Genomic DNA, 25,245 nt, shown 5'->3' with positions numbered 1-25,245 from the left:
CACGACCGGTGCAGGCCGCTCAAGCCGGCGGCGGGCCCAATTTCAACGACAGATCGATCGCCTGCACGTGCTTGGTCAGCCCGCCAATGGAGATGCAGTCCACGCCGTCCTCGGCGATCGAACGCAATCCCTCCAGGCCGACGCTGCCGGAGACTTCCAGCGGAATCCGACCCGCCGCGATCCGCACCGCTTCACGGCGCATCCCCGCATCGAAGTCATCGATCAGGATGCGTTCGCAGCCCACCGCCAGTGCCTGGCGCAACTGATCGAGGTCCTCGACCTCCACCACCAGCGGCAACTGCGGCCATTGCGCGCGCGCCGCCTGCACCGCAGCGGTCAGGGAACCGGCCGCGCGGATGTGGTTTTCCTTCAGCATCACCGTGTCGAACAACCCCATCCGGTGGTTATCGCCACCGCCGCAGCGCACCGCGTACTTCTGTGCCACGCGCAGCCCCGGCAGGGTCTTGCGGGTGTCCAGGATGCGCGCGCCGGTGCCGGCCACGGCCGCCACATGGCGTGCGGTGGTGGTGGCGGTGCCGGACAGGGTCTGCAGGAAGTTCAGCGAGGTGCGCTCGGCGCTGACCAGGCTGCGGTTGCGCCCGTGCAGGATCGCCAGCACGGTGCCGGCGGTGACGGCGTCGCCCTCGGCCACCCGCCAGTTGATGGTCACGTCGGGATCCAGCGCCCGATGGGTGGCGTCGAACCACGGCCGACCGGCGATGACCGCGTCCTGCTTGCACAGCAGGTAGGCGCTGTCGGGACGGTCGGGCAGCAGGGCGGCGGTGACATCCCCGCTGCCGATGTCCTCGGCCAGTGCGCGCGCCACATCGGCGGCGACCACCGCCGCATCGGGTGCCTCAAGGACGGACGGACTCATTTTTCCGGAAAATCGGCGATCTGCGCGGTCGCGATGGCCTCTTCGGCCAGCAGCACCGGAATGCCGTCGTCGACGCGGAACACCTGCTTGCGGTCGCGGGTCAGCAGCGCCTCGCGCAGGGCCAGGGCCTGCGCGCTGCCATCGGCCTTGACCACGGCACCGGCGCCGATCGCGCGGTTGACTGCGTCCAGGCCCTTGGCATCGAGCAGGGATAGGGGCTGGCGGGTGTCGGGCGAGCACAGCAGGTCGAGCAGCTTGCGATCCATGGATTCTTCGTCTTGCGTGGAAGATGGCTAGAATACGTCTTTAAGGCAGGTGACGGCCAATGACCCCCAACCAATCCGCGCCGCTCGTCGGCATCGTCATGGGTTCCCGCTCCGACTGGGAAACCATGCAGCACGCCGCCCAGAAGCTCGATGCGCTCGGCGTTCCCTACGAAGTGAAAGTGGTCTCGGCGCACCGTACGCCGGACGTGCTGTTCACCTATGCCGAACAGGCAGGCGGCCGTGGCCTGCGCGCGATCATCGCCGGTGCCGGGGGCGCGGCCCACCTGCCGGGCATGATCGCGGCCAAGACCGCCGTGCCGGTGCTGGGCGTTCCGGTGCAGTCCAAGGCCCTCAACGGCATGGATTCCCTGCTGTCCATCGTGCAGATGCCGGCCGGCATTCCGGTCGCCACCTTTGCCATCGGCAATGCCGGCGCGTCCAACGCGGCGCTGTTCGCCGCGGCCATGCTGGCCTCCGACCAGCCGGCCATCGGCGAGGCGCTGGAGGCCTTCCGCGCCCGCCAGACTGAAGACGTCATGGCCCACGACGATCCGCGTCAATGAGCACGAAGACCGTTGGCATCCTGGGCGGCGGGCAGCTGGCCCGCATGATGGTGCTCGCGGGCGCGCCGCTGGGCCTGCGCTTCGAGTTGTTCGACCCGGCCGCTGATGCCTGCGGTGCCCAGGTGGCGCCGCTGCAGGTGGCCGCATTCGAGGATGAGGCCGCGCTGGCCGCCTTCGCCGCGCGGGTGGATGTGGTGACCTTCGATTTCGAGAACGTGCCCGCCCGCAGTGCCCGTTTCCTGGCCGAACGCGTGCCGGTGTATCCCAATCCCGATGCGCTGGCGGTGGCCCAGGACCGGCTCAGCGAAAAGACCCTGTTCCAGCAGCTGGGCATCCCGCTGCCGCCGTTCGCCGATATCCGCAGCCGCGACGAGCTCGCCGCCAGGGTGGCCGAGTTTGGCATGCCCTGCATCGTCAAGACCCGCCGCCTGGGTTACGACGGCAAGGGCCAGTTCCGCATCCGCAGCGACGCCGACATCGACACGGCCTGGGCCACACTGGGCGATTACGTCGAGCGGACCGGGCTGATCCTGGAAGGCTTCGTCGCCTTCGATCGCGAAGTCAGCGTGGTCGCCGTGCGCGGCCGCGACGGTGAATTCCGCGCGTGGCCGGTGACCGGCAACTGGCATGTCGACGGCGTGCTGTCGGCCAGCCTGGCGCCGGCGACGTTGAGTCCTGCCCAGCACGAGGCCGCCATCGGCCATGCCCGCGCGCTGGCCGAACGCCTGGATTACGTGGGGGTGTTCGCGCTGGAGCTGTTCTGCCGCGGGGACGAGCTGCTGGTCAACGAGATGGCGCCGCGCGTGCACAACTCCGGCCACTGGACCATCGAAGGCAGCGAGACCTCGCAGTTCGAGAACCACCTGCGCGCCGTGCTCGGTTTGCCGCTGGGCGATACACGCATGCTCGGCCACGCCTGCATGCTCAACTGGCTTGGTGCGATGCCCGAAGCGGCCGCTGTCCTCGGTCAGCCGAGCGGGCATTGGCATGATTACGGCAAGCAGCCGCGCGACGGCCGCAAGGTCGGTCATGCCACGCTGCGCGACGATGATGCGCAGGCCTTGGCCGACGCGCTGGACGCGGTGGGCGGGCAGCTTGACCGTACCGCCCCCCCCCCCACCGGGCCCGCGTGCGCCCCCCCCCCGGCCGGCACTACCGGTGGTGGCCAAGCGTGCGAGCCGGCCAGTGGCGGGCACTACCGGGCGGGTGGCCAAGTGCGAGCCGGCCAGCGGCCGGCACTACCCGGTTGTCGCCGCTATGACGGCGCGCGCCCTCAATCCCGCAACTGCGCGGCCACGAAGTCCCAGTTGACCAGTTTCCAGAACGCCTCCAGATAGCGTGCGCGCTCATTCTGGTAGTCGGTGTAGTACGCGTGTTCCCACACATCGCAGGCCAGCAATGGCGTGCTCTGTCCGGTCAACGGGGTGCCGGCGTTGCGGGTGGTCTGGATCGCCAGCGCGCCGGACGGGTGTTGCACCAGCCACACCCAGCCCGAGCCGAACAGGCCCAGCGCGGCGCGGTCGAATTCCTCGCGCAGCCGGCGGATGTCGCCGAAGTGGCGGGTGACCAGTTCGCCCAGCCGGTCCTTGGGGTCGCCGCCACCGCGCGGATGCAGGCAGTGGAAGTAGAAGCCGTGGTTCCAGGCCTGGGCGGCAGCGTCGAACAGGCTGCCCTGGCTCTGCCGCACGATGTCTTCCAGTGGCAGCTCGGCCAGCTCGGTACCGTCGATGCGCGCGTTGACCGCCTCGATATAGGCGCGGTGGTGACGGCCGTGGTGCAGGTCCAGCGTCTCGGCCGACAGGTGGGGCTGCAGGGCGGTGCGATCGTAGGGCAGGCGGGGCAGTTCGAGGGGCATGGCTCGCGATGGATTGAGGAGAGGGACGCCGGAAGGCTTACAATGGCGATGAGGGAAGTCTATCCGACCGGCCAGGTCGGGTTGTCCCACCTGCAGGAGAGGCGTTGTGGCGGTGATGCAGCAGATCCAGTCCGAAGTGGAGCGTTACCCCCTCGTGTTGTTCATGAAGGGCACCCCGCAGTACCCCATGTGCGGTTTCTCCAGTCGCGCCATCCAGGCGCTGATGGCCGCCGGCGCGGTCGCGCTGCGCACGGTCAATGTGCTCGAGGAACCCGAGATCCGCGCCAACCTGCCGCGTTTCTCCAACCTGCCCAGCTTCCCGCAGCTGTTCATCCATGGCGAGCTGATCGGCGGCTGCGACATCGTGCTGGAGCTGTTCGAATCCGGCGAGCTCAAACGCATCGTCGAAGAGGCCTCGCAGGCATGAGTGCCGTCCCGACCGTCGTGGCCGGGACCGCATCGCTTGCCGATCGCGTCATTCTCATCGCCGGGGCCGGTGGTGGCTTCGGCAGTGCCGCTGCCATCGCCTGTGCCGAGGCCGGCGCCACCGTGGTCCTGCTCGGGCGCAAGCCGCGCCGGCTGGACCGGGTTTACGCCGCCGTCCAGGCCGTTGGCCCGGAGCCACTGCTGTACCCGCTCGATCTGGAAGGAGCCACCCCCGACGACTACGCGGTTCTGGCCGAACGCCTGCAGTCCGAGCTTGGGCGGCTGGATGGCCTGCTGTACTGCGCCGCCGATTTCGCCGGGCTGACCCCGTTCGAGCTGGCCGATCCGGGCGCCTTTGCGCGCGCGGTTCACGTCAACCTGACTGCGCCAGCCTGGCTGGCCCAGGCCTGCCTGCCGCTGCTGCGCCAGCGCGATGATGCCGCGCTGGTGTTCACCGTGGACGATCCGGCGCGGGTAGGGAAGGCCTTTTGGGGCGGCTACGGTGCCGCCCAGCACGGGCTGCGCGGGTTGATCGCCAGCCTGCATGACGAACTCGGGCGCAGCCCGGTGCGGGTCAGTGGCCTCCAGCCCGGCCCGATGCGCACCGCCCTGCGGGCGCGGGCGTTCTCCCTGGACGAAGACCGCGGCGCCCGCGACCCGGTCGACTGTGCCGCCACGGCGGTACTTCTGTTATCTGCCGCCGGCGCCGCCCACCGCGGCCAGATCCTGGACGCCTGAAGGGGCCGGGCCTGTCCGCCTTGCGGTCTACCACGGCCCGCTCCGGTAGTGCCGGCCGCTGGCCGGCTCCCCAGCCAACCCACCGGTAACCCACCCGCAGCGTTCCCTGGTTACCCTTGCACGGGCGGCGCAGCAGCCATTCAGCGAAACAGGGCCAGTTGTGAAGATCGCGTCACGATAGCGTTGTGATGGCGTGTGTTTTGTCGCCAAACCGTCACAATCCGGCGCTACCGTGTTAATCTAGTGTTAACCGTTGCGGCTGAAACCAGCCCTCGGCTAGGGAACCCAGATAAAAGTCCAGTCAGCCGCCAGCAAGGCTGCTTGGGCGCGTTTTTTTCTCCGCCATCGCCAATCTCGCATCGAGGCTACTCCCCAATGACCCACTCACGCTGTCTCCGGATGTCCAAGCTCACCCTTGGTCTCGTGGCCGCACTTGCTGCCGCTCCCGCCTTCGCCCAGAGCACCTCTGCCGGTGTCGGCGGTCAGGTCACGTCCGCCTCAGGTGCGCCTGTTGCCGGTGCCGAAGTCACCATCACGCATACCGAGTCGGGCACGGTCAGCCGTGCGACCACCGATGCAGCGGGTCGTTACAACGCGCGCGGCCTGCGCGTGGGTGGTCCGTACACCATCACCATCACCAAGTCCGGTGAAGGCACCAAGACCGAAGACGGCCTGTACCTGGGCGTCAACCAGACCGGTACCGTCAACGCGGCACTGACCGGCGACCTCGCCGCGACCAACCTGGATGCCGTCCAGGTCGTCGCCGTGGCTGCAGGCTCGGAAGTGTTCAGCGCGACCAAGATGGGTTCGGGCACCAACCTCAGCCAGCAGCAGATCGAAGTTGCCCCGTCCATCGGCGGCAACATCCAGGACCTGATGCGTCTGGATCCGCGCGTGACCTTCATCGACCGCGCCTCGGGTTCGATCTCCGCCGGCGGCCAGAACCCGCGCTTCAACTCGATCAGCATCGACGGCGTCTCGGCCAGCGACACCTTCGGCCTGGAAGGCAACAACATGCCGACCCGTCGCCAGCCGGTCGCGATGGAAGCCATCGAAGCGCTGGACATCAACCTGTCCAACTACGACGGCAGCATCGCTGCCGCCGCCGGTGCCACCGTCAACGCGGTGACCAAGTCCGGTACCAACGAATTCCACGGCTCGGTCTACGGCACCTACCGTGACGGCGACTGGTTCGGCGACAACCCGGAAGGCCAGAAGTTCAACGGCTTCACCAAGGAAAAGACCTACGGCATGACCGTGGGTGGTCCGATCCTCAAGGACAAGCTGTTCTTCTTCGCCAACTACGAAAAGTTCGAGCAGGCCGCCCCGGGCGCCGACCTCAGCACCACCCCGCTGGGCAAGGCCAACGGCCAGTTCACCCTGGCCGACGTGACCCGCGCGCAGCAGATCGCGCAGGGTTACGGCATCGAAGCCGGTGGCCTGGAAAGCAACGGCGACACCTCGATGGAAGAGTACGCGCTGAAGCTGGACTGGAACATCAGCGACAACCACCGTGCCAACATCCGTTACAGCAAGATCGACCAGAGCAAGCTGCGCATCAACGGCATGACCACGAGCTCGGCCTCGCTGAACTCGTACTGGTACCAGCACAACAAGACCAACGAGAGCTACGTCGCCCAGCTGTTCAGTGACTGGACCGACAATTTCTCGACCGAACTGAAGGCCTCGTACCGCGAGTACTCGGCCATCCGTGCGGTGTCCACCGATGCCCCGAGCGTGCGCATCTACTTCGGCGGCACCCCGACCGCGCCGTCGGGCGACTCGCTGTACCTGGGTACCGAAGTCAACTCGCAGGACAACGTCCTGACGACCAAGGCGTGGAACTACTACGCCGCCGGCACGCTGACGCTGGGCAATCATGACGTCAAGTTCGGTGCGTCGTACGACACCAACGACATCTACAACTATTACGGCGCCAACTCGTGGGGCACCTACACGTTCTACGGCCTGGACAACTTCGCCGCCGGCCGCTGGAACACCTACGACTACGCACCGGAACGCACCCCGGGTTCGATCGCCGCTGACTACACCTACAGCAACCTGGCGCTGTTCGTGCAGGACACCTGGTACGTCAACAACAACCTGACCCTGACCCTGGGCCTGCGCGCCGACCGTCCGGACACCAGCCCGGAGCCGGCCTACAACGCGGCCGCGTCGAACTTCTTCGGCTACAACAACAGCAAGGTGTTCGAAAGCAAGTTCCTGATCCAGCCGCGCTTCGGCTTCAACTACACCTTCGACACCGATCGCCCGACCCAGCTGCGTGGTGGCGTGGGCCTGTTCCAGGGTGATTCGCCGCAGGTGTGGATCAGCAACAGCTACTCGGCGACCGGTTTCAACACCAACGTCTATAGCCTCCGCAACAACCAGTATGCCGATTCGCTGAAGTTCAATCCGAACAAGGACAGCCAGCCGGTGCCGACCGCTCCGGGTTCGGCCATCCAGAACGTCAACTTCGTCGGCAACGACTTCAAGCTGCCGTCGATCTACAAGGCCAACCTGGCCCTGGACCATGAAACCCCGTGGTACGGCATCGTGGCTTCGGCCGAGCTGCTGGTTACCAAGGTCAAGGACGGCCTGTTCTACCAGAGCCTGAATCTGGGCCCGGTGCAGTACCAGGGACCGGACGGTCGTGACATGTTCTACAGCGCCCGCAAGGTCGGCGCGTGGCAGACCGCTGACTCGCGTGTCGGCAAGGACGGCCGTTACAACAACGTCTACCTGATCAACAACACCGACGAGGGTCGTACCTCGCAGTTCACCGTGTCGCTGTCCAAGCCGTGGTCCGATGCCAGCGACTGGTCCTGGAACCTGGGTTACACCTACACCGATGCCACCGAAGTCGGCTCGCTGACCAGCTCCACCGCCAGCTCGGGCTGGGGCTATCAGTACGCCTTCGACGCCAACACACCGGTCGAGAACACCTCGCGCTACCAGATCCGCGACCGCCTGTCGGGCGCGCTGAACTGGAAGCACAAGTTCTTCGGTGACTACGAGACCAAGATCGGCCTGGTGTACGAAGGTCGCAGCGGCCGTCCGTACAGCTACGTGTTCGCCAACGACGCCAACGGCGACGGCCGTACCGCCAACGACCTGTTCTACGTGCCGAAGGGCCCGGGCGACGTGCTGTTCGGTACGCTGACCAACGCCGGTGCGTTCACCGCCGATGCCGCGATGGAGAAGAGCTTCTTCGATTGGCTTGCCGCCAACCCGGACCTGGCCAAGTACGCGGGCAGCACGCCGGGTGCGAACGGCTTCCGCAGTGGCTGGATCAACACCTTCGACGTGCGCATCAGCCAGCAGCTGCCGGGCTTCATGAAGGGTCACAAGTCGGAGATCTGGCTGGATATCCAGAACATCGGCAACATGATCAACAAGGACTGGGGCAACATCTACGACTACGGCTTCTTCGCCGACAGTCGCGTTGCCACCCTGCAGGGCATGTACCAGGGCAAGTACGTGTACAACTACCGCGGCGCCGACACCCCGACCGTCGCCAACGCCGACGCCGATGGCTTCGACGTCGGTGTGTCGCAGTGGTCGCTGCAGCTGGGCTTCCGCTACCAGTTCTGATGAACTGACGTAGCACCTGCTGCATACGGAACGGCCGGGGCAACCCGGCCGTTTTCGTTTGTCGGACGGGTCGGGCCATCGTGCCGGCTGGGGTGTCGTTCTTGCTGCCAGCCGTAACTTCATGTACTCTCAATCGGTTGCGCGCAAAGACGCGTAACGCAGCGCCCCGAAAAGGCCCGCTGCCGCTGACACCTATCCAACGGCCGGGCTTCCTGGCCGTTTTGCTTTTTAAGGGGGCAGCGGTACAGTCGGAAACCTTGAGGAAAGCAGAAAGAATGGAAATGAAGATCACCGAAACCCCGGCGCGGACGCTGCCGGTGCAGGACGCGCGGATCTACCCGCGCGGTGGGCTGGATGTGCTGTCCCGGGCCGAGGTTGCGCGCCTGCGCGACGCCTCCGGCGGCGGCATGCACGAGCTGCTGCGCCGCTGCGCGCTGGCCGTGCTGACCAGTGGAAGTGCCTCGGACGATCCGCGCGCGGCGCGCGATCTGTACCCGGATTTCGACATCCAGGTGGCGCAGCAGGATCGCGGCGTCCGCATCGACCTCGTCAACGCCCCGGCGATGGCCTTCGTGGATGGCGAGATCATCCGCGGCGTGGCCGAGCTGCTGTTCGCCGTGGTCCGCGACCTGGCCTACATGGCCATCGAGATGGGCCCGCAGTACGCGGCCGAACTGGAATCGTCCGAGGGCATCACCAACGCGGTATTCGGGCTGCTGCGCAACGCGCGCATCCTCAACCCGGGCGACCCGAACCTGGTGGTCTGCTGGGGCGGCCATTCGATCGGTCGCGATGAGTACCTCTACACCAAGCAGGTCGGTTACGAGCTGGGCCTGCGCGGGCTGGATATCTGCACCGGCTGCGGCCCGGGCGCGATGAAGGGCCCGATGAAGGGCGCCACCATCGCCCATGCCAAGCAGCGCAAGCACGTCACCCGCTACATCGGCCTGACCGAGCCGGGCATCATCGCCGCCGAGTCGCCGAACCCGATCGTCAACCACCTGGTGATCATGCCGGACATCGAGAAGCGTCTCGAAGCGTTCGTGCGGATCGGACACGGCATCATCGTGTTCGCCGGCGGCGTGGGCACTGCCGAAGAGATCCTGTACCTGCTCGGCATCCTGCTGCGCGAGGAAAACAAGGACCTGCCGTTCCCGCTGATCCTGACCGGCCCGACCGTGGCGGCGCCGTACTTCGAGCAGATCGACCGCTTCATCCGCCTCACTCTGGGCGAGGCCGCGGCGGCGCGCTACGAGATCATCATCGGCGACCCGGTCGCGGTGGCACGGCGCATGTCCGCCGGTATCAAGCGCGTGCGCGAGCATCGCCTGGAGCAGAAGGATTCGTTCTTCTTCAACTGGTCGATCGAGATTCCGTGGGAATACCAGCAGCCGTTCGTGCCCACGCACGAGGCGATGGCTGCGCTGGACCTGCACCACGGCCGTCCGCCGCATGCCCTGGCTGCCGACCTGCGTCGGGCGTTCTCCGGCATCGTGGCCGGCAATGTCAAGGAAGACGGGATGCGCCGCATCGAGCAGCTCGGGCCGTTCGAGATCCATGGCGACGCCGACATGATGCAGGCGCTGGACGAGTTGCTGCGCGGCTTCGTGGAGCAGCGCCGGATGAAGATCTCCGGCGAATACCAGCCCTGCTATAAGGTCCTGGCCTGATCGCAGGCGGGGTCTGCCGACCCGTCTGACCGGGTCGGGCGGGGGCGGGGCGGGGAGCCCCGCCGCCTTGTAGACGCCGGGCGCCCGTCAACTGATTGACGCCCGTCGCCCCGGGCGACCGTTCGTCCTGCCGCCGCTTGCCGCCGGACGGCAGGTCGTTCATCTTCTGTGTCATCACGCTGGGGAGCGTTCCATGTACTCACGCCGGTCCAACGGCTTCACGCTGGTAGAACTGATGGTCACCGTCGCGGTGGTCGCCATTCTGTCCGCGATCGCTTATCCAAGCTTCCAAAGCAGCATCCGCTCTAATCGGGTAGCTGCGGCGCACAATGAGCTCCTGGGCCTGGTCAACCTGGCGCGCAGCGAGGCCGTGCGCAGCAACCGCGGTGGCGGAGTGTGCGGCAGCACCGACGGCAATACCTGTGATGGCAACTGGGCCGGCGGCATGATGGCTTTCGCTGATGCCGACAACAGCGGTACGTTCAGCACGGGTGAGACCGTGTTGCGATTCAACAAGATCGGCCGCGGCATGGTGGTCACCGGTCCGACCGCGCTGATCGGCTTCGACGCGCGTGGACGCCGTCGCGCCGCGGCGGATCAGGCTGTGGTGATGCGCCCAGAACAATGCGGCAGCCAGCCTTTGCTGCGCACGATGACTGTCAATGTCTCCGGCCAGATCAGCAGTGCCAAGGGAGCCTGTCCATGAAGCGTCGCCATTCATCCATTCCCGGTCGCGGTCAGGCCGGCTTTACGCTGCTTGAGGTACTGATCGCCATTGTCGTCCTGGCCTTCGGTCTGCTCGGTTTTGCGATGCTGCAGACCACCAGTGTCCGTTTCGTGCAAAGCGCGAACTACCGGACCCAGGCGACAAACCTCGCCTACGACCTCACCGAGCTGATGCGCAGTAATCGGTTCCAGTCGGTCTGGTACACCAATGCGACCTTCGCTGCGGGCAGCAAGGCCGCCACGGACACGGCCTGTACGCGTGTCGCCGGAGATGCATTGACCATCGATCAGAACATCGCCCGCTGGCAATGCCAGGTGGTCAAGGCATTGGGCGCCAATGCAGGCGCCACGGTTACCGTGGTCAATGGCGTGGCCACGGTGGCGATCACCTGGTCTGACGACCGCTGGGACCCGGCCAACCCCAATACCCCGACCACCTTCGGCCTGGTTACCCAGCTATGAAACCTTCGACCATGCCCCGAGTGCACCAGACAGGTTTGTCGTTGGTCGAACTGATGATTGCCATGGTCATCGGTTTGTTGCTGATGCTCGGTGTCATCCAGATCTTCATCGCCTCGCAGGCCGCCTCCCGGCTGTCCGAGGGCGTTGCCCGCGTGCAGGAGAATGGACGTTTCGCGCTGGATTTCCTCGAGCGTGACGTGCGCATGGTTGGCCATATGGGCTGCGTCAACGACCAGGGTCACATCGTGCGCGAGCTCGGCTCGCCCCGCATCAGCACCGGCGCCACACCGGGCAGCGGTTCGCCGCTGGATTTCAATGTGAGCGTGCAGGGTTATGAGGCGGCCGGAACCGGTCCAGGCGATACCCTGGTGGCCGGCGGAGGGGCGGTTCCGGCCAATCTACCTGCCGCCATCAGTGGGCTGGTGCCTGCGCCGGTGGCTGGCAGCGACATTCTAGTGCTTCGCTTCCTTGCGCCTGAAGGCGTCCCGGTTACCGCGGTGACCGCAACCACGTTGACTGTCGATGCGGCCAAATGGGCGCGTTTGACCGAGAATGGCGTCGCCGCACCCACGCTTTTCGGTATCGCCGACTGTGGCGCTGCAGAAGTGTTCCGCGGTACCACCGCCGCAGCGGGAACGGTGACCGCTACGGGTGCGGACCTGTCCCGCTTCGTTCCGTCGCCGCTGGCACCCACCATGGTGTACCGGGCCGAATCACTGGTCTATTACATAGGTCTCAATGCTGCCACCCAGCAACCAGGGTTGCGTCGCGCCCGGGCGGGGTCGGCAGGCACCTACGCGATCAATGAAGAGCTGGTGGAAGGTGTTGAGAACATGCAGTTGCTGTTTGGCCAGGATACGGTCACCAACATCAGCAAGTCCTCGTTGCCGCTTGGCAACATCACCACGCAGAAGACAGCCTCTGGCGTCACTACCCAGACCAATGCCGCCGGCGTAGGTGAGTGGCGGCGCGTTGGCCAGGTCCAGGTTGGCCTGATCCTGCGCAGCCCCGGCGCGGCGACAGTGAGGCAGGCCGATGCAACGTCTGCTTTGGGCACGTTGGGCATGACTTACAACGCCAATGCCGCCAACGATGGGCGTTACCGCACTACCTACGAAGCCAGCATCGCGCTTCGCAACCGCCTTTTCGGGAATTGAGCATGGCTATCTTGACCCCCCCGCACGCGACGCCAGGCCCTCGCCATCAACGCGGCGCCGTGCTGTACGTGGCGCTGATCATGCTGATCCTGCTGGCGCTGCTTGGCATCGCGGGTATGCAGGTTGCGGGCATGCAGGAAAAGATGGCATCCAACTACCGCGCGGTGAACATGTCCTTCCAGAATACCGAGGGTGTCGTGCGCAATGCGGAATCGACCGCGGCGGCGGTATTCAACCGGACTGCGCTCCCGGCCGGCAGTCTCTACACCGAAAGTGCGATCAGCTTGGATTGCGACGGGTTCGATTCGGTGCAGTGGGCGCGTCAGCGCAGTCTTACTGCGGCTCCCGCAGTAAACGTGCGTCAGATTGATACCTGTGGTGGCGATTCGTCGGGCAACTCGAACGCCGGCGGCGCGCCGGTCAACGACAAGCCGACCGCCACCTACCAGATTACCGGCTACTCCGCAGACAACCCGGCCAGCCCGACGTCGTCGTCGGTAGTCGACACCATTTTCAAGCTCTGAGGACGCGGCTATGGCTTCGCGCAGATTCAAATGGATTACGGCTGCCTCCACGGTAGCGGCTCTGGGTATCGCACTGGTCGGCTACAACACGCTGATCGCTGCACAGGCACAGGGTGTACTAGCGCAGGCTCCGCTGAACAACCAGGTGCAGACCGCACCGGCGTTCATCATGGCGGTCGATGACTCCGGCTCCATGACATTCCAGACCCAGTTCCCGGGCCAGGACGGTGAGGGCTGCTGGAATACCACGCGCAAGAGTTTCTTCGACGCCAATGGCAGTTTGTACACGTCGGGCAACTGCGACTATCTGCACGTGCTTCCGGGGCCGCGTATCGACACCGGACGCTACGGCATCCCGCCGATCGATATGCTGGGTTTCGCGCGTTCCTCGCAGTTCAATCCAACCTATTACAACCCTTCGGTAAAATACGAGCCGTGGGTCAACGGTAGTGGTGTTTCCTACGGCGATGCGGGCCTGCTGGAGACGCGCATCGACCCCCGCGCCACCACGACCGTGGCACTGGCCTCACCGTACTACAGTACGGCGTCTGCGGACTCGTTCCGCATGCAGGATGGCATGGTCATCCCCGCGGGTACGTTCTACCGTTACAACAACACCAACTATCAGCGTACCTCCGACTACACCTGGAACAATGGCGTAGCCACGGTATACATGCAGTACACCCCGGCGACGTTTTACGTCCGCTGGACCGCAGCCAATGATCCCTATCCACAGATTCCGGGCGCGACCAATGCCTACAGTGGCATCACGCGGGTAAAGGTGGACAACGCCTGCGGTACCAATTGCGCCATGTGGAGGTACACCATCGGTTCCGGCGATACCGCGGCGCTGCAGAACTTCGCGAACTGGTTCTCGTACTACGGGAACCGCAATCGCGCGATGATCGCCGGCATGACCCGCTCGCTGTCGGACATCAACAATCTGCGTGTCGGTTATTTTCGGATCAACCAGAACGGCAGCTATGACAGCGGCACGTCGACAACCAAGCGTCTCGCCATGCGTGACATGGCCAACAACTCCGACAAGCTGGCGCTTTACACCGACATGACTGCGCTGACCGCCAGTGGTGGTACGCCGAACCGCCAGGCCGTCAACGCGGCTGCCCTGCAGATGACGCGCACCGATGCAGGTGCCCCGGTCAAGCTGATGTGCCAGAAGAATGCGGTGATGCTGTTCACCGACGGCTTCAGCAACGGAGATGGCCCCACTGTCGGCAACACCGACAGTGCGATGGGCGCGCCGTTCAGCGATGGCAATGCCAATACCATGGCCGACATCGTGACCAAGTACTACAACGACGTGAATGGCGGTTCGCCGCTGCGCACCGATCTGACCGCGGGCAAGGTGCCGGTGCCGCAGGCTTGCAAGGGGGCCAACCCGGACAAGCGTCTGGACTGCCAGCCCAATCTGCACATCAATTTCTATGGCGTGACGCTGGGTGCACGAGGCAACCTGTTCAACCCGGACCTGGTCCAGGATCCGTATACCGACGCGTCCATCTACGGCAACTGGCCGCCGCGCGAGAATGACCAGCGCAGCACCGTTGACGACATCTGGCACGCCACGGTCAATACGCGGGGCGAGTACATCAACGCCCGAACGCCTGAGGAAATCACCACTGCCATGCGCCGCGTGCTGTCTTCGGTGACGTCGGGTGCCTCGCCTTCCGGCGGCAGCGGGTCCAGCGGTGCTCGTGTGGGCTCCGGCTCCATTTCGATTTCGCCGAGCTATGAAATCGCCAACGAAGGGACTGACTGGTTCGGTCGATTGACAGCGAGCAAGGTGTCTACCAATGCCGCGCGCGAGATCGTCTACACCTCGATGTGGGAGGCCGCCGCGCAGCTCACTGCAACCGGTCGCCAGGTGTTCTTCACCAAGGACGGCACCACCCGCGCCTTCACTGCGGGTACGGTGACGCTGGACGATCTGTGCACGAAGTCAGCCGCGCTGTATCCGGGCATGTCCCGCTGCAACGCGGCTGCGGTGACGGCCCTTGGGGCGAACATCACCAGTGCGGTGGCCTACCTCAAGGGCGACCAGACCGGTGAAGTGAAAAACGGCGGCAAGCTACGCGATCGCACTACCCGCCTGGGAGACATCGTCAACTCCAGTCCGGTGGTCAGTGCGCCGGGCGACGACTACGGGTACCGTCGTCTGGGCGGGACGCTGGCCACCAGCTACCAGACGTATGTCGCCCAAAAGAAGACCCGTGCCAATTACATGGTGTACGTCGGGGCCAATGACGGCATGCTGCATGCCTTCAACGGCGGCATGGATGCGGCCGGCAATACCATTTCCGGCGGCGGTACCGAGGCGTTCGCCTATATCCCGTCGACCGCGCTGGGCCACATGGGCAATCTGCTGTTCCCTTACGACGCACGAAACCTCAACGACCAGAAATTCGACCACCGCTACTACGTGGACGGCAAGATCGCCTTGGCCGACAGCAATTATGGTGGTAATTGGCATACCACGCTGGTCGGTGCCTCCGGTGCAGGTGGACGCAGTGTGTTCGCCTTGGACGTGACCCCCGGCGCGACGTTCGGAACGGGGAGCAAGCTCTGGGAAATCAGCGACCTGGACGCGGCGCTTTCTGCCGATGTGCGGAACAATATCGGACACGTTCTGGCCAAGCCCGTAATCGTGCCGATGCTCGACAGCAGCGGCACGCCAGTCTGGCGCGCTGTGTTCGGGAATGGTTACAACAGCGCCAACGGCAAGGCGGTGCTGTTCATGGTGGACATCAAGACCGGTACCCCAACGGTGACGATGATCGAAGCGGTGGAGTCCGGCGCCGGCGTACCTACCGGCAGCAATGGCTTGGGGTCGGTGGTGGTTGTAGACCGATATCGCGGTACCGCCACCCGGACCCGCGGTACCGATGGCTATTACGATACCGCCTACGCGGCCGACCAGAAGGGAGCAGTGTGGAAGTTCGATCTGCGTGCAGGGACCAATCTGACCGTCCCGCTGTTCACCTCGCGTAGTTACACCGAAAACGGGCGGACACTGCGTCAGCCCATCATCGGTGGGCTCGAATCGATGGCGGGCGAGTCCGGCGGCAACATGCTGTTCTTCGGCACCGGCAGCTTCTCCTTTGTCGATGACCCGTCCGATACCTCGGTCCAGAGCCTCTATGGCCTGAATGACACCGTGGATGGTCAGATCACCACTACGCTGACCCGTGCCAATCTCACAGGCAGCGTGATCGCCTCTGCGGCGCAGGGCCGCGGCTTGACCCGGAGCACCGCGCCCACTGGTAGTCGTGGCTGGTATGTCGACCTGCCCGGTGGCGAACGCTTTGTTGGTCAGCCCAGTATTTCCGAGGGCGATGTCTACATGCGGACCTACGTGCCGTCGCCGACCGCTTCCGGTTGCGCCTCTGCCGGGACCAACTGGACATTCGTGCTGCAGGCGCTTACCGGCAACGGTGCGTTGGGGGGCTCCAGGCTTGGCTCCACCACAGGTACGGTATTGGCAGACGGAACCGCTGCAGTAGAGACGCCGTCGACCGGCAGTGCGGCGATCACCGATGTGGGGATTGGTTCGCTACCCTCCCAAGGCCTTGCGGCCGCGCCGCCCGGCGGGCCGACGGGCAACCCACCGACACCCAACAATCAATGCTGGGCCTGGTTCACCAATGGCACTGCGCCGATGGTATTCCGTCCTTATCCTTGCGGACGTCAATCGTGGAGACAGATCCAGTGACCTTTCATCGTTCTTCGGCGGGAAGCGTGCGGCACGCAAGCGGCTTCACCTTGATCGAGCTGATGGTTGTGGTGGCCATCGTGGCGATCCTGGCAGCGATTGCGTATCCGAGCTACACCCAGCACGTGCTGGCGTCCAAGCGGGGATTGGCCAAGGCAGAAATGGTGGAGTACGCCCAGCGCGCGGAGCGGCATCACACGCTGAACAATAGCTACACATCGTTTACCTTCAGCGAAACGGGAACGAGGACGGTCAATTCGCCACGCACGGGCACGGCTGCCTACACGGTGACCATTACGCCCGCGGCGTCCACCTTCGTGATCACCGCCACACCGGCGGGGCCGCAGGCGCGCGACAAGTGCGGCACGCTGACGGTAAACCAGGCAAACCAGAAGACGCCCGGTACGGTGTCCGGCGTTACCTGCTGGTAGCCGCGTAGGTCCGGCTGTTGCAAGGTCTGATTTGAGCGTCTAGAATGCGCCTCCCCGCCCGAATAGCTCAGCCGGTTAGAGCACTTGACTGTTAATCAGGGGGTCGTTGGTTCGAGTCCAACTTCGGGCGCCAGATCTGAAAAAGCCGCGAGAAGTCGCGGCTTTTTCTTTGCCTGCTGTTCGGGGCAGCAAGGGCGCGGAGTGGTGAAGGATGGCCCTCACCGGTGGTTTTGCGTTTGACGGTGACCTCAGTCCGCGCAGCTTCCGGGCCGATCCAGCGTCTCGGATCGAACCCGCCCGCTGTTGTTAACCACAACACGGCCGTACAAGTGGGCGTTGCGGCAGATGTCCAGCGAGAGGTTGGTTCCATAAGCGCGGCCATTTCCGAGGTAGCGGATGCGGTTGCGGGCGGCGCTTGTCTTTATCCGCCAGGCAGATGGCGGGTGCCATTGCTGATGTTGCAGGATGTCTCCAGCAGCGGCCGGGCCGACAAAACCGGGCCGCACCACGTATACGATCCAGCCGCGACCCCAGTTGGCGGCCGCATCGCATGCCAGCCCGTCACTACTGGGGCAGACGCCGACTTCGCCGTGCCGTCGGATGGCACTTAGCCGTGCGAACGCCAGGTCGCTGCTGAGCAGGTGGCGGACGCTGGAGGCGCGCTGGCGGTACAGCAGTTGACTGAAGTCGGGCAGTGCGATGGCGCATAGCACGGCCAGCACCAGCAACGTTACCATTGCCTGCAGCAAGGTCCAGCCACGCACGCGGGGCTGCGTGGCGCGGTCCTGAAAGGTCATAGCCGTCGTCACGCACTAGGGGAGGGACGTCCAGCCTGAGCCTGCTCAATGGCCCGGGCCATCGGGGGTAGGAGCACCCGGCCGTCGGCCATCCCCTCAGCCGGCCGTCACCATGCCCCCCGGTATACTGGAGGGCCCGGGATTTGGCGGCACCATGAGCGATCGGTTCGAACTTGTATCCCCGTATTCACCGGCAGGCGACCAGCCGGCGGCGATCGAGAAGCTGACGGCCAATTTCGAGGCCGGCGTGGCCAAGCAGACCCTGCTCGGCGTGACCGGCTCGGGCAAGACCTACACCATCGCCAACGTGATCCAGCAGGTGCAGAAGCCGACGCTGATCATGGCGCCGAACAAGACCCTGGCCGCCCAGTTGTACGGCGAGTTCAAATCGTTCTTTCCGCACAACGCGGTCGAATACTTCGTCAGTTACTACGACTACTACCAGCCCGAGGCGTACGTGCCCTCGTCGGACACCTTCATCGAGAAGGACAGTTCGATCAACGAGCACATCGAGCAGATGCGGCTGGCCGCCACCAAGACCCTGCTGTCGCGCCCGGATGCGATCGTGGTGGCCACGGTGTCGGCCATCTACGGCCTGGGCGCGCCGGAAGACTACCTGTCGCTGCGGCTGATCCTGTCCACCGGCGAGCGCATCGACCAGCGCGACCTGATCAACCACCTGACCCAGCTGCAGTTCACCCGCAACGAATACGAGTTGCAGCGCGGCACCTTCCGGGTGCGCGGCGAGGTGATCGATGTGTTCCCGGCCGAGTCGGACAGCGAGGCAGTGCGCATCGAGCTGTTCGACGGCGAGATCGAGCAGATCAGCATGTTTGACCCGCTCACCGGCGAGAGCCTGCGCAAGCTGATGCGTTACACCGTGTATCCCAAGACCCATTACGCCACCACCCGCGAGCGCGTGCTGGCTGCGGTGGAGACGATCAAGGCCGAGCTCACTCCGCGGCTGGAGCAGTTGTACGAACAGAACAAGCTGGTCGAAGCGCAGCGCCTGGCGCAGCGCACCCAGTTCGACCTGGAGATGATGGCCGAGGTCGGTTTCTGCAACGGCATCGAGAATTACTCGCGCCACCTCACCGGCAAGGCRCCGGGCGAGCCGCCGCCGACCCTGTTCGATTACCTGCCGCCGGACGCGCTGCTGGTGATCGACGAATCGCACGTGACCATTCCGCAGATCGGCGCGATGTTCAAGGGCGACCGGTCGCGCAAGGAAACCCTGGTCGAGTTCGGCTTCCGGCTGCCGTCGGCGCTGGACAACCGCCCGCTGCGTTTCGAGGAATGGGAGGCGCGCTGCCCGCGCAGCATCTATGTCTCGGCAACGCCGGGTCCGTACGAGCTGCGCGAGGCCGGTGATGAAATCACCGAGCTGGTGGTGCGTCCGACCGGTCTGATCGATCCGGTGGTGGAGATCCGTCCGGTCGGCACGCAGGTCGACGATCTGATGAGCGAGGTCAACGAACGCATCAAGCTGGGCGACCGCGTGCTGGTCACCACGCTGACCAAGCGCATGGCCGAGAACCTCACCGAATACCTGACCGAGCACGGCATCCGCGTGCGTTACCTGCACTCGGACATCGACACGGTCGAGCGCGTGGAGATCATCCGCGACCTGCGCCTGGGCAAGTTCGATGTGCTGGTCGGCATTAACCTGCTGCGCGAAGGCCTGGACATGCCCGAGGTGTCACTGGTGGCGATCCTGGATGCGGACAAGGAAGGCTTCCTGCGGTCGACCGGCTCGTTGATCCAGACCATTGGCCGCGCCGCCCGGAACCTGCGCGGCAAGGCGATCCTGTATGCCGACAAGATGACGCGCTCGATGCAGGCGGCGATCGACGAGACCGACCGACGCCGTGCCAAGCAGGTGGAATACAACGAACTGCACGGGATCACGCCCAAGTCGGTGCTGCGCCCGATCACCGACGTGCTCGAAGGCGCGCGGTCGGAGGCGGCCGAGAAGGAGGCACGCGGCAAGGGCGGCAAGGGTCGTGGCGGCCGTGTTGCCGAGGAATCGGTGGACTACCGCACCCTCGAACCGGCGCAGATCGCCAAGCGCCTGCAGGCGCTGGAGCAGAAGATGTACCAGCACGCGCGCGACCTGGAGTTCGAGGCGGCGGCCCATGTCCRTGACCAGATCCGGCAGCTGAAGGAAGCCAGCCTCGGCTGAACAACCGATTGTGAAATATCTTCACAAAAGTGTTGCGCTTCCCGGGGGACGTCCGTAATATACGCGGCCTGCACCGACGCATTCGCGGCGACGCAGAAGGAAGAAACGGGCGGTTAGCTCAGCGGTAGAGCACTACCTTGACATGGTAGGGGTCACAGGTTCGAACCCTGTACCGCCCACCACTCCGACCTCACAGAGGTGCGGGTGGAAACGAAGAAGGCCAGCCATCGTGCTGGCCTTTTTGTTTTTCCGGCACCGGAGCGCCTGGGCCAATGATGAGAGGCGGGGCCATACGCCGCTCCGACCGGGGAGTGACCGACGCGCGCATAGTGTCGTGATTGGACTTTTTGGATCGATCCGCCACAGGCGTTCGCTACCGGGTAGCTGCAGCGGGAAGGGTCAGGCGCCGTGCCCGCGCAGGCGCGCCGACATGAGGGCATGGCGCCGCGCCCGTGCCGACAGAGGCCCATCGATATACGTTGTGATAGCGTCTGCTCGCCGATGGATCGAACGTTTTGCCGTCGGAAATGGATAGAAACCTGACCCGTAGGAAGGAGACGAAATGGCAATGCTCAAAGGTCTGACGTTGATAATGGTCGTTGCAGGGGTGGCGGCCGTCCCCGGAAGTGGTCTGATCCCGTCGGCGCTGGCGGCGCCCTGCTGCTCGACCGATCCGCATGGCAGCCAGATCGCGGCGAGGGGTCTGGGCGAAACCGCCCCCTTGGCGCTCAACATCAGCCAGGATTCGACCTGGCGGGCATACGAGTTCAAGCGCGATGGTGTCTGGTATCTGCAGGTCAACGATCAGGCCGGCAGCGTGCGCGCGATCATCGGCAATATCGGTGACACGTTCTGGACCCTGCCCGGAGGCGTGGACGCCGATCGCGTGTCGCTGCCCGGCAACAACCTGGCGATTCCGGCCGGTGCCGTGCGTGAAGTGGTGTACCGCAAGCCGCAGATGTTGCTGGTTGCCTACAACACGGCAGGTGGCGTGATCTGGTCCATCGAAGGTCCCGACGGTTCGCGATAAGTCTGCGGCACATCCACCAGCAGCAGGCGGATACGGTTACGGCGGCAGCCCGCGCTGCCGCCGTAAGCCAGCGTCCGCCCGGCCAGCACGTGCTGCGCGCGCTGGATGACAGCGGCCCCCAAGCGGCGTTTGTGGTCCAGCAACGCCACGGTCATGACAATCCCGGAGACCCCGCCGCGGCGGCCACACCGGACCCTTACCTGCAGGTAGCCGGTCTCATGATCCAGCAGCAAGCTCACCGCATCGGCCAAACTCCGGTACGCGGCCAGTTGCAGCCCCAGGCTCAGGCGGCACGGGTCGCCGTGCAGGCGCGGGCGTGCAATCCGGTCGGTCATGTCCCAGAGCCCGGCCAGGCCGCCTGAGCGCAACGCCACGAATAGCCCGGAGTACTCGATTTCAGTCGGATAGACCATGCTGATCTGCTCGCGGAACAAGCGCGATTGCAGTTGGCTTGCACTGAGCATGTCCAGGGCCGATGCATGCGCGCCACGTTGCTTGAGCAGCGCAGCAGCCCGGAGGAAGGACTGGTCGATATCCTCGCCGATCACACGCATCTGCTGGGCGCGTACGCGTCGTTCCTGTTCACTGGCCAGATGCCCGGTTCTGGCAAAGGTCTCGGCCTGGCCGCGCAGTTTTTCCCTCGCGGCAAAGCGGTGGTAATGGTGGGAGATGGTGGAGCCCAACAGCAGCAACGCCGTGCCGGTCACCGCCAGGATCTGCTGCGCGACGAATGCGGTGGCGTCGAACGAACCCGGACGTCCGGTCATTTCCATGGTCAGTGCCAGGGTCAGGTTGATCGCCGCAAAGCTCACCGCAGCGCCGCGCCAGCCGTACAGACAGGTCAGGCCAACGGCGGGCAGCATCATGGCGATGCGCAGGCTGTTCTTGGCCAGCACCATGTCCTCGCCGCCAGGCAGGTGTGCTGCGGACAGGCCAAGGGCGACGATCACCGACAGCGCGGCTATGGCGGCAGTAGGCCATCGGGAGGTCGCGGCAAACGACACGTGGCGGTGGCGCCACAGCAGCGCCAGTGGCGCAAACAGGAGGATGCCCAGGTAATCGCCGACCATGTAACGCAGCATGCCGGTCCAGGAGACCGCCTCGTGCAGCGTGGGCATCAGCAGGTAGGCCAGTCCTTGGTTGAGCGAGGACACCGCGATCGCCGACAGTGCCGCGATCGACAGCAGCCAGGCCTCACTCTGCGAGGCCAGCCTGCGCTGGTGCCAGTGCACGATCAGAGCCACGGTGGGCATCAGCACCATGGACGCAATGACGACCCACGCCAGGCCGTACTGTCCGATCATCGGGTAGCGCGCCTGGGCGAAGAAAGCGTATTCGCCCAGGATGAGGTAGGGCCACCAGCGGGGCGGGCAAAGCAGAAGGGCCGCCACGCGGATGCCGGCCGGGAGATACATCTGGTCTACCGATGATGCGCGGGCCACGCCATAGGCGAACGCGTAAAGCACTGCCAGCAACACGCCTGCCGGATGGATGCGCAGATTGAGGTGAAACTCCTTTTTCAACCAGCTCAACTGCACGGAGACCTCCGTTCACGTGGGTGCCGCGTCGCCGGCACGGGATGCCGGGGCTGAACGGACACTATCGACGAAACCGCTTCGATGCAACGACGTGGCTGTGAAAACAGTCGGCAACACGTTCTGCGGTCTGAAGCGCGTGAAAGTCGGATTTGATGGAGATCACAATTTCTGCTGCTGATCGCAGACTCCACCGACGCCGCATTCGCCGGCTGACTGATGGTTTAAGTGCGCCATGCAGCCAAGCATGGCGGCATGACCACGTGCGGATCGATGCAGCTTGGCAGCGTTTCCTCTCGACGCCCGCCAACGCAGCCGCTGCCGGTGTTCGGCAAGCTGTGTGCCACGGCGCTGATGCTGGGCGTCTGCGCGACCGCGTTCGCGCCGGTACTGCTGCCCCACTGGGCCGCCGCAGTGATGGCGGGAGCGGGGCTGGTGCTGTGGTGCTGGCCGGGGCGGTGGCGCGGCCTGGGCGCTGCCGTGTTCGGTCTGGGCTGGGCGACGCTGCACGCGCACCTGGCCCTGGCCGCGCAGCTGCCTGCCGATGCGGGGAAGACCGAGTACCTGCTGCGCGGTCGGGTGATCGACCTGCCCACGCACGGCGCGATCGGCACCCGCTTCGTGTTCCGCGTGGACGATGATCCGGCGTTGCCCGTGCGGGTACGCGGCCGTGCGTTTGCCTTGAGCTGGCATGATCGGCCCGGCAGCGGTGCCGACCCACGCCTGCAGCTCCAGGCGGGCGCGCGCTGGACGCTGCAGGCGCGTCTGCGCCCCCCACGTGGGCTGCTCAATCCCGGCGGCTTCGATGCCGAACGGCACGCCGTGCTGCAGCGCCTGGCAGGCAGCGGCAACGTGCATGCACCCGCCGGCGCCCGCCCACTCGGCCCGCCCACCGGGCTGCCGGCGTGGCGCGAGCGGATGGCGGTGGCGATCGCCTCACAGGTGCGCGGTGAGGGCGCGCGCTTCGTGCAGGCGCTGGCGCTCGGCGATACACGTGGACTCACCCAGAGCGATTGGGAGGATCTGCGCGCGCTCGGGCTGACCCATCTGGTGGCAATCTCCGGCTTTCACGTCGGCCTGGTGGCCGGCTTCGCCGCATGGCTGGCCACGCTCGGCTGGCGCCTGTGGCCAGCGTTGGGCCGGCGACTGCCGCGACCGGTGGCGGCAGTCCTCGCCGCCGTGCTGGGGGCGGCGCTGTATGCGGCAGTGGCCGGATTCGCGCTGCCCACGGTGCGCACGGTGTTGATGATCGCCGTGGTTGCTGCCGCACGCTGCGCACGGCGACGGGCAACGGTGGGCCAGGCGCTGGCGTTGGCTGCGCTGGCGGTGCTGCTGGTGGACCCGCTGGCGGTGCTGTCGCCGGGCTTCTGGCTCAGCTTTGCCGGTGTGCTCTGGCTGGTCTGGTGCCTGCCGGGACGCGATCAGCACTGGCTGCGCACGTTCCTGGGCGCGCAGGGCGTGGTCACGCTGGCGCTGTTGCCGCTGACCGTGGCCTTGTTCGGCCAGGCGTCGCGGGCGGGTCCGCTGGTGAATCTGCTGGCAATCCCGTGGTGGAGCCTGGTGGTGGTGCCGCTGGCGCTGATCGGCACCGCGCTGGAGGCCATGCTGGACGGCGCGGGCCGTTGGCCGTGGCAGCTCTCAGCCTGGTGCTTCGACGCCAGCTGGTGGCTGTTCGGCCATGTCGCGCGCAGTGGCCTGGCCCTGTGGTGGGTGCCACAGGCCGACCGCTGGGCGTTGCTGGCGGCGTTGCTGGGCGTGGGTTGGCTACTGCTGCCGCGCGGCTGCGGTGGACGGCTGCCCGCGGGGCTGCTGTGCCTGCCACTGCTGTGGCCGGCGGCGCAGCGGCCCGGGGAGGGGGAGGTGGAGCTGCTGGTGATGGATGTGGGGCAGGGCCTGGCGGTGTGGATACGCACCCGCCACCACCGGCTGCTGTACGACGCCGGGCCGGCCAGCGTCGGCGGCTTCGACGCAGGTGAGCGGGTGGTCGTGCCCACCCTGCACGCGCTCGAGGAAGGCCGGTTGGACCGGCTGCTGCTCAGCCACGGTGATCGCGACCATGCCGGTGGCGCGGCGGCGGTGCAGCGGGCGTTCGGTCAGCCGCCGCTGCTGGCTCCGCAAGGCGCGCGGCCAGGGATCAGCGTGCCGTGCGCCGCAGGGCAGGGCTGGCGGTGGGACGGGGTCGAGTTCCGCTTCCTGCACCCGTCGCCCGTCGCCCGGTACCGGCGCAATGAAAGCAGCTGCGTGCTGCGCATCGGCACGGCCCATGGGGCGATCCTGTTGCCCGGCGACATCGGCGCGTCCAGCGAGGCGCAGCTCCTGGATACCCAGCCAGCTGCCCTGCGTGCCGCGCTGGTGGTGGTACCGCACCATGGCAGTGCCGGTTCTTCCAGTGCGGCCTGGGTGGCAGCGGTGTCGCCCAGGCTGGCGATCGTGTCGGCCGGTCACGGCAACCGCTTCGGCCACCCGCGCGCCGAGGTGGTGGCGCGATGGCGCGGCGCTGGCGCCGAAGTGCTGAACACCGCCGATAGCGGCGCGGTGCGCGCATGGCTCGGTCGTGAAGGCCTGCAGGTGCGTGAACAGCGGGTTTTTCAGCCGCGTTGGTGGGATGCCGCGGAGCGGAGGCGGGCGGCTGCTATTCTATCGGCGGTCAAACAGGCGGCCGATGGGCCGGAGGGTTGAAAC

Annotated in this window: 19 protein-coding genes, 2 tRNA genes and 1 pseudogene; 17 read left to right on the top strand and 5 right to left on the bottom strand. The window is 65.7% G+C overall.

The window, feature by feature from the left end:
- Positions 1-19: 19 nt before the first annotated feature.
- Both nadC and AC1DR7_RS02715 read right to left on the bottom strand, forming a co-directional pair.
- Positions 20-877: a carboxylating nicotinate-nucleotide diphosphorylase gene (nadC, locus tag AC1DR7_RS02720; RefSeq protein WP_478051930.1), complete on the bottom strand. Its 858-nt coding sequence runs from the start codon at positions 875-877 to the stop codon at positions 20-22.
- Positions 874-1,143, bottom strand: coding sequence for a Trm112 family protein (locus AC1DR7_RS02715; RefSeq protein WP_457320188.1), 270 nt, complete (start codon positions 1,141-1,143; stop codon positions 874-876). The genes nadC and AC1DR7_RS02715 overlap by 4 nt, the downstream gene beginning before the upstream one ends.
- Before the next feature lie 59 nt (positions 1,144-1,202).
- Between AC1DR7_RS02715 and purE the strand changes: the two genes are divergently transcribed.
- Both purE and AC1DR7_RS02705 read left to right on the top strand, forming a co-directional pair.
- Positions 1,203-1,706 carry a 5-(carboxyamino)imidazole ribonucleotide mutase gene (gene purE, locus AC1DR7_RS02710; protein ID WP_256776194.1) on the top strand — a complete coding sequence of 168 codons (504 nt, stop codon included), beginning with the start codon at positions 1,203-1,205 and terminating at the stop codon, positions 1,704-1,706.
- Positions 1,703-2,815, top strand: a pseudogene (locus AC1DR7_RS02705) (5-(carboxyamino)imidazole ribonucleotide synthase); the annotation flags it as partial. The gene purE and the pseudogene AC1DR7_RS02705, both read left to right, overlap by 4 nt.
- Positions 2,816-2,979: 164 nt before the next feature.
- On the opposite strand, the gene AC1DR7_RS02700 reads toward AC1DR7_RS02705, so the two are convergent.
- Entirely contained in the window at positions 2,980-3,561 is a 582-nt protein-coding gene (locus AC1DR7_RS02700; RefSeq protein ID WP_256776192.1) for a superoxide dismutase, read from the bottom strand.
- A 106-nt stretch (positions 3,562-3,667) separates the two neighbouring features.
- Here AC1DR7_RS02700 and grxD point away from each other — a divergent pair, with 106 nt between their 5' ends.
- The 11 genes from grxD to AC1DR7_RS02645 all read left to right on the top strand — a co-directional run bounded on the left by grxD (position 3,668) and on the right by AC1DR7_RS02645 (position 17,152).
- Positions 3,668-3,988, top strand: a complete 321-nt coding sequence (gene grxD, locus AC1DR7_RS02695) for a Grx4 family monothiol glutaredoxin (RefSeq protein ID WP_256776191.1) — start codon at positions 3,668-3,670, stop codon at positions 3,986-3,988.
- Positions 3,985-4,725: an SDR family NAD(P)-dependent oxidoreductase gene (locus tag AC1DR7_RS02690; protein WP_478051931.1), complete on the top strand. Its 741-nt coding sequence runs from the start codon at positions 3,985-3,987 to the stop codon at positions 4,723-4,725. The genes grxD and AC1DR7_RS02690 overlap by 4 nt, the downstream gene beginning before the upstream one ends.
- A 399-nt stretch (positions 4,726-5,124) precedes the next feature.
- The gene (locus AC1DR7_RS02685) at positions 5,125-8,319 is read left to right on the top strand and encodes a TonB-dependent receptor (RefSeq protein WP_478076383.1); all 3,195 of its coding nucleotides are present in this window, start codon (positions 5,125-5,127) and stop codon (positions 8,317-8,319) included.
- Between the two features lie 281 nt (positions 8,320-8,600).
- On the top strand, positions 8,601-9,989 hold the full coding sequence (ppnN, locus tag AC1DR7_RS02680) for a nucleotide 5'-monophosphate nucleosidase PpnN (RefSeq protein WP_457319845.1): 1,389 nt from the start codon (positions 8,601-8,603) through the stop codon (positions 9,987-9,989).
- 193 nt (positions 9,990-10,182) lie between these two features.
- Positions 10,183-10,695, top strand: coding sequence for a GspH/FimT family pseudopilin (locus AC1DR7_RS02675; protein ID WP_457319847.1), 513 nt, complete (start codon positions 10,183-10,185; stop codon positions 10,693-10,695).
- Positions 10,692-11,177 carry a type IV pilus modification protein PilV gene (pilV, locus tag AC1DR7_RS02670; RefSeq protein WP_478052143.1) on the top strand — a complete coding sequence of 162 codons (486 nt, stop codon included), beginning with the start codon at positions 10,692-10,694 and terminating at the stop codon, positions 11,175-11,177. Before AC1DR7_RS02675 ends, pilV begins: the two co-directional genes overlap by 4 nt.
- Positions 11,174-12,334: a PilW family protein gene (locus AC1DR7_RS02665; RefSeq protein ID WP_478052633.1), complete on the top strand. Its 1,161-nt coding sequence runs from the start codon at positions 11,174-11,176 to the stop codon at positions 12,332-12,334. The genes pilV and AC1DR7_RS02665 overlap by 4 nt, the downstream gene beginning before the upstream one ends.
- 2 nt (positions 12,335-12,336) lie before the next feature.
- Positions 12,337-12,858 (top strand): pilus assembly PilX family protein, encoded by a 522-nt coding sequence (locus tag AC1DR7_RS02660; protein ID WP_478052634.1) that lies wholly within the window; start codon positions 12,337-12,339, stop codon positions 12,856-12,858.
- Positions 12,859-12,868: 10 nt separating this feature from the next.
- Entirely contained in the window at positions 12,869-16,588 is a 3,720-nt protein-coding gene (locus tag AC1DR7_RS02655; RefSeq protein ID WP_478052635.1) for a pilus assembly protein, read from the top strand.
- On the top strand, positions 16,585-17,019 hold the full coding sequence (locus AC1DR7_RS02650; RefSeq protein WP_478052388.1) for a type IV pilin protein: 435 nt from the start codon (positions 16,585-16,587) through the stop codon (positions 17,017-17,019). The genes AC1DR7_RS02655 and AC1DR7_RS02650 overlap by 4 nt, the downstream gene beginning before the upstream one ends.
- 56 nt (positions 17,020-17,075) lie before the next feature.
- A tRNA-Asn gene (locus AC1DR7_RS02645) sits at positions 17,076-17,152 on the top strand.
- Between the two features lie 115 nt (positions 17,153-17,267).
- Here the strand turns inward: AC1DR7_RS02645 and AC1DR7_RS02640 are convergent.
- Positions 17,268-17,816 carry a GspH/FimT family pseudopilin gene (locus AC1DR7_RS02640; protein ID WP_457318796.1) on the bottom strand — a complete coding sequence of 183 codons (549 nt, stop codon included), beginning with the start codon at positions 17,814-17,816 and terminating at the stop codon, positions 17,268-17,270.
- A 154-nt stretch (positions 17,817-17,970) separates the two neighbouring features.
- Between AC1DR7_RS02640 and uvrB the strand changes: the two genes are divergently transcribed.
- The 3 genes from uvrB to AC1DR7_RS02625 all read left to right on the top strand — a co-directional run bounded on the left by uvrB (position 17,971) and on the right by AC1DR7_RS02625 (position 21,028).
- Positions 17,971-19,998: an excinuclease ABC subunit UvrB gene (uvrB, locus tag AC1DR7_RS02635; RefSeq protein WP_478076382.1), complete on the top strand. Its 2,028-nt coding sequence runs from the start codon at positions 17,971-17,973 to the stop codon at positions 19,996-19,998.
- Positions 19,999-20,105: 107 nt separating this feature from the next.
- A tRNA-Val gene (locus AC1DR7_RS02630) sits at positions 20,106-20,180 on the top strand.
- 380 nt (positions 20,181-20,560) lie between these two features.
- Positions 20,561-21,028: a hypothetical protein gene (locus tag AC1DR7_RS02625; protein ID WP_457318794.1), complete on the top strand. Its 468-nt coding sequence runs from the start codon at positions 20,561-20,563 to the stop codon at positions 21,026-21,028.
- On the opposite strand, the gene AC1DR7_RS02620 is transcribed toward AC1DR7_RS02625, so the two are convergent.
- Positions 20,971-22,566 (bottom strand): MASE1 domain-containing protein, encoded by a 1,596-nt coding sequence (locus AC1DR7_RS02620; protein ID WP_256776177.1) that lies wholly within the window; start codon positions 22,564-22,566, stop codon positions 20,971-20,973. The two genes, AC1DR7_RS02625 and AC1DR7_RS02620, sit on opposite strands and share 58 nt — an antisense overlap.
- Positions 22,567-22,818: 252 nt before the next feature.
- On the opposite strand from AC1DR7_RS02620, the gene AC1DR7_RS02615 reads away from it, so the two are divergent.
- Positions 22,819-25,242 (top strand): DNA internalization-related competence protein ComEC/Rec2, encoded by a 2,424-nt coding sequence (locus tag AC1DR7_RS02615; RefSeq protein ID WP_478050961.1) that lies wholly within the window; start codon positions 22,819-22,821, stop codon positions 25,240-25,242.
- Positions 25,243-25,245: the final 3 nt, after the last annotated feature.

It is taken from the genome of Stenotrophomonas sp. P5_A9 (assembly GCF_056400525.1).
This window is presented reverse-complemented; position numbering and strand designations above follow the sequence as displayed.

Coding starts and splice junctions, on each gene's coding strand:
- AC1DR7_RS02675 (WP_457319847.1), top strand. CDS start 10,183: ATGTACTCACGCCGGTCCAACGGCTTCACGCTGGTAGAACTGATGGTC.
- AC1DR7_RS02615 (WP_478050961.1), top strand. CDS start 22,819: ATGACCACGTGCGGATCGATGCAGCTTGGCAGCGTTTCCTCTCGACGC.
- ppnN (WP_457319845.1), top strand. CDS start 8,601: ATGAAGATCACCGAAACCCCGGCGCGGACGCTGCCGGTGCAGGACGCG.
- AC1DR7_RS02690 (WP_478051931.1), top strand. CDS start 3,985: ATGAGTGCCGTCCCGACCGTCGTGGCCGGGACCGCATCGCTTGCCGAT.
- nadC (WP_478051930.1), bottom strand. CDS start 877: ATGAGTCCGTCCGTCCTTGAGGCACCCGATGCGGCGGTGGTCGCCGCC.
- AC1DR7_RS02700 (WP_256776192.1), bottom strand. CDS start 3,561: ATGCCCCTCGAACTGCCCCGCCTGCCCTACGATCGCACCGCCCTGCAG.
- AC1DR7_RS02660 (WP_478052634.1), top strand. CDS start 12,337: ATGGCTATCTTGACCCCCCCGCACGCGACGCCAGGCCCTCGCCATCAA.
- AC1DR7_RS02685 (WP_478076383.1), top strand. CDS start 5,125: ATGTCCAAGCTCACCCTTGGTCTCGTGGCCGCACTTGCTGCCGCTCCC.
- purE (WP_256776194.1), top strand. CDS start 1,203: ATGACCCCCAACCAATCCGCGCCGCTCGTCGGCATCGTCATGGGTTCC.
- AC1DR7_RS02655 (WP_478052635.1), top strand. CDS start 12,869: ATGGCTTCGCGCAGATTCAAATGGATTACGGCTGCCTCCACGGTAGCG.
- AC1DR7_RS02625 (WP_457318794.1), top strand. CDS start 20,561: ATGGCAATGCTCAAAGGTCTGACGTTGATAATGGTCGTTGCAGGGGTG.
- pilV (WP_478052143.1), top strand. CDS start 10,692: ATGAAGCGTCGCCATTCATCCATTCCCGGTCGCGGTCAGGCCGGCTTT.
- AC1DR7_RS02665 (WP_478052633.1), top strand. CDS start 11,174: ATGAAACCTTCGACCATGCCCCGAGTGCACCAGACAGGTTTGTCGTTG.
- AC1DR7_RS02640 (WP_457318796.1), bottom strand. CDS start 17,816: ATGACCTTTCAGGACCGCGCCACGCAGCCCCGCGTGCGTGGCTGGACC.
- AC1DR7_RS02715 (WP_457320188.1), bottom strand. CDS start 1,143: ATGGATCGCAAGCTGCTCGACCTGCTGTGCTCGCCCGACACCCGCCAG.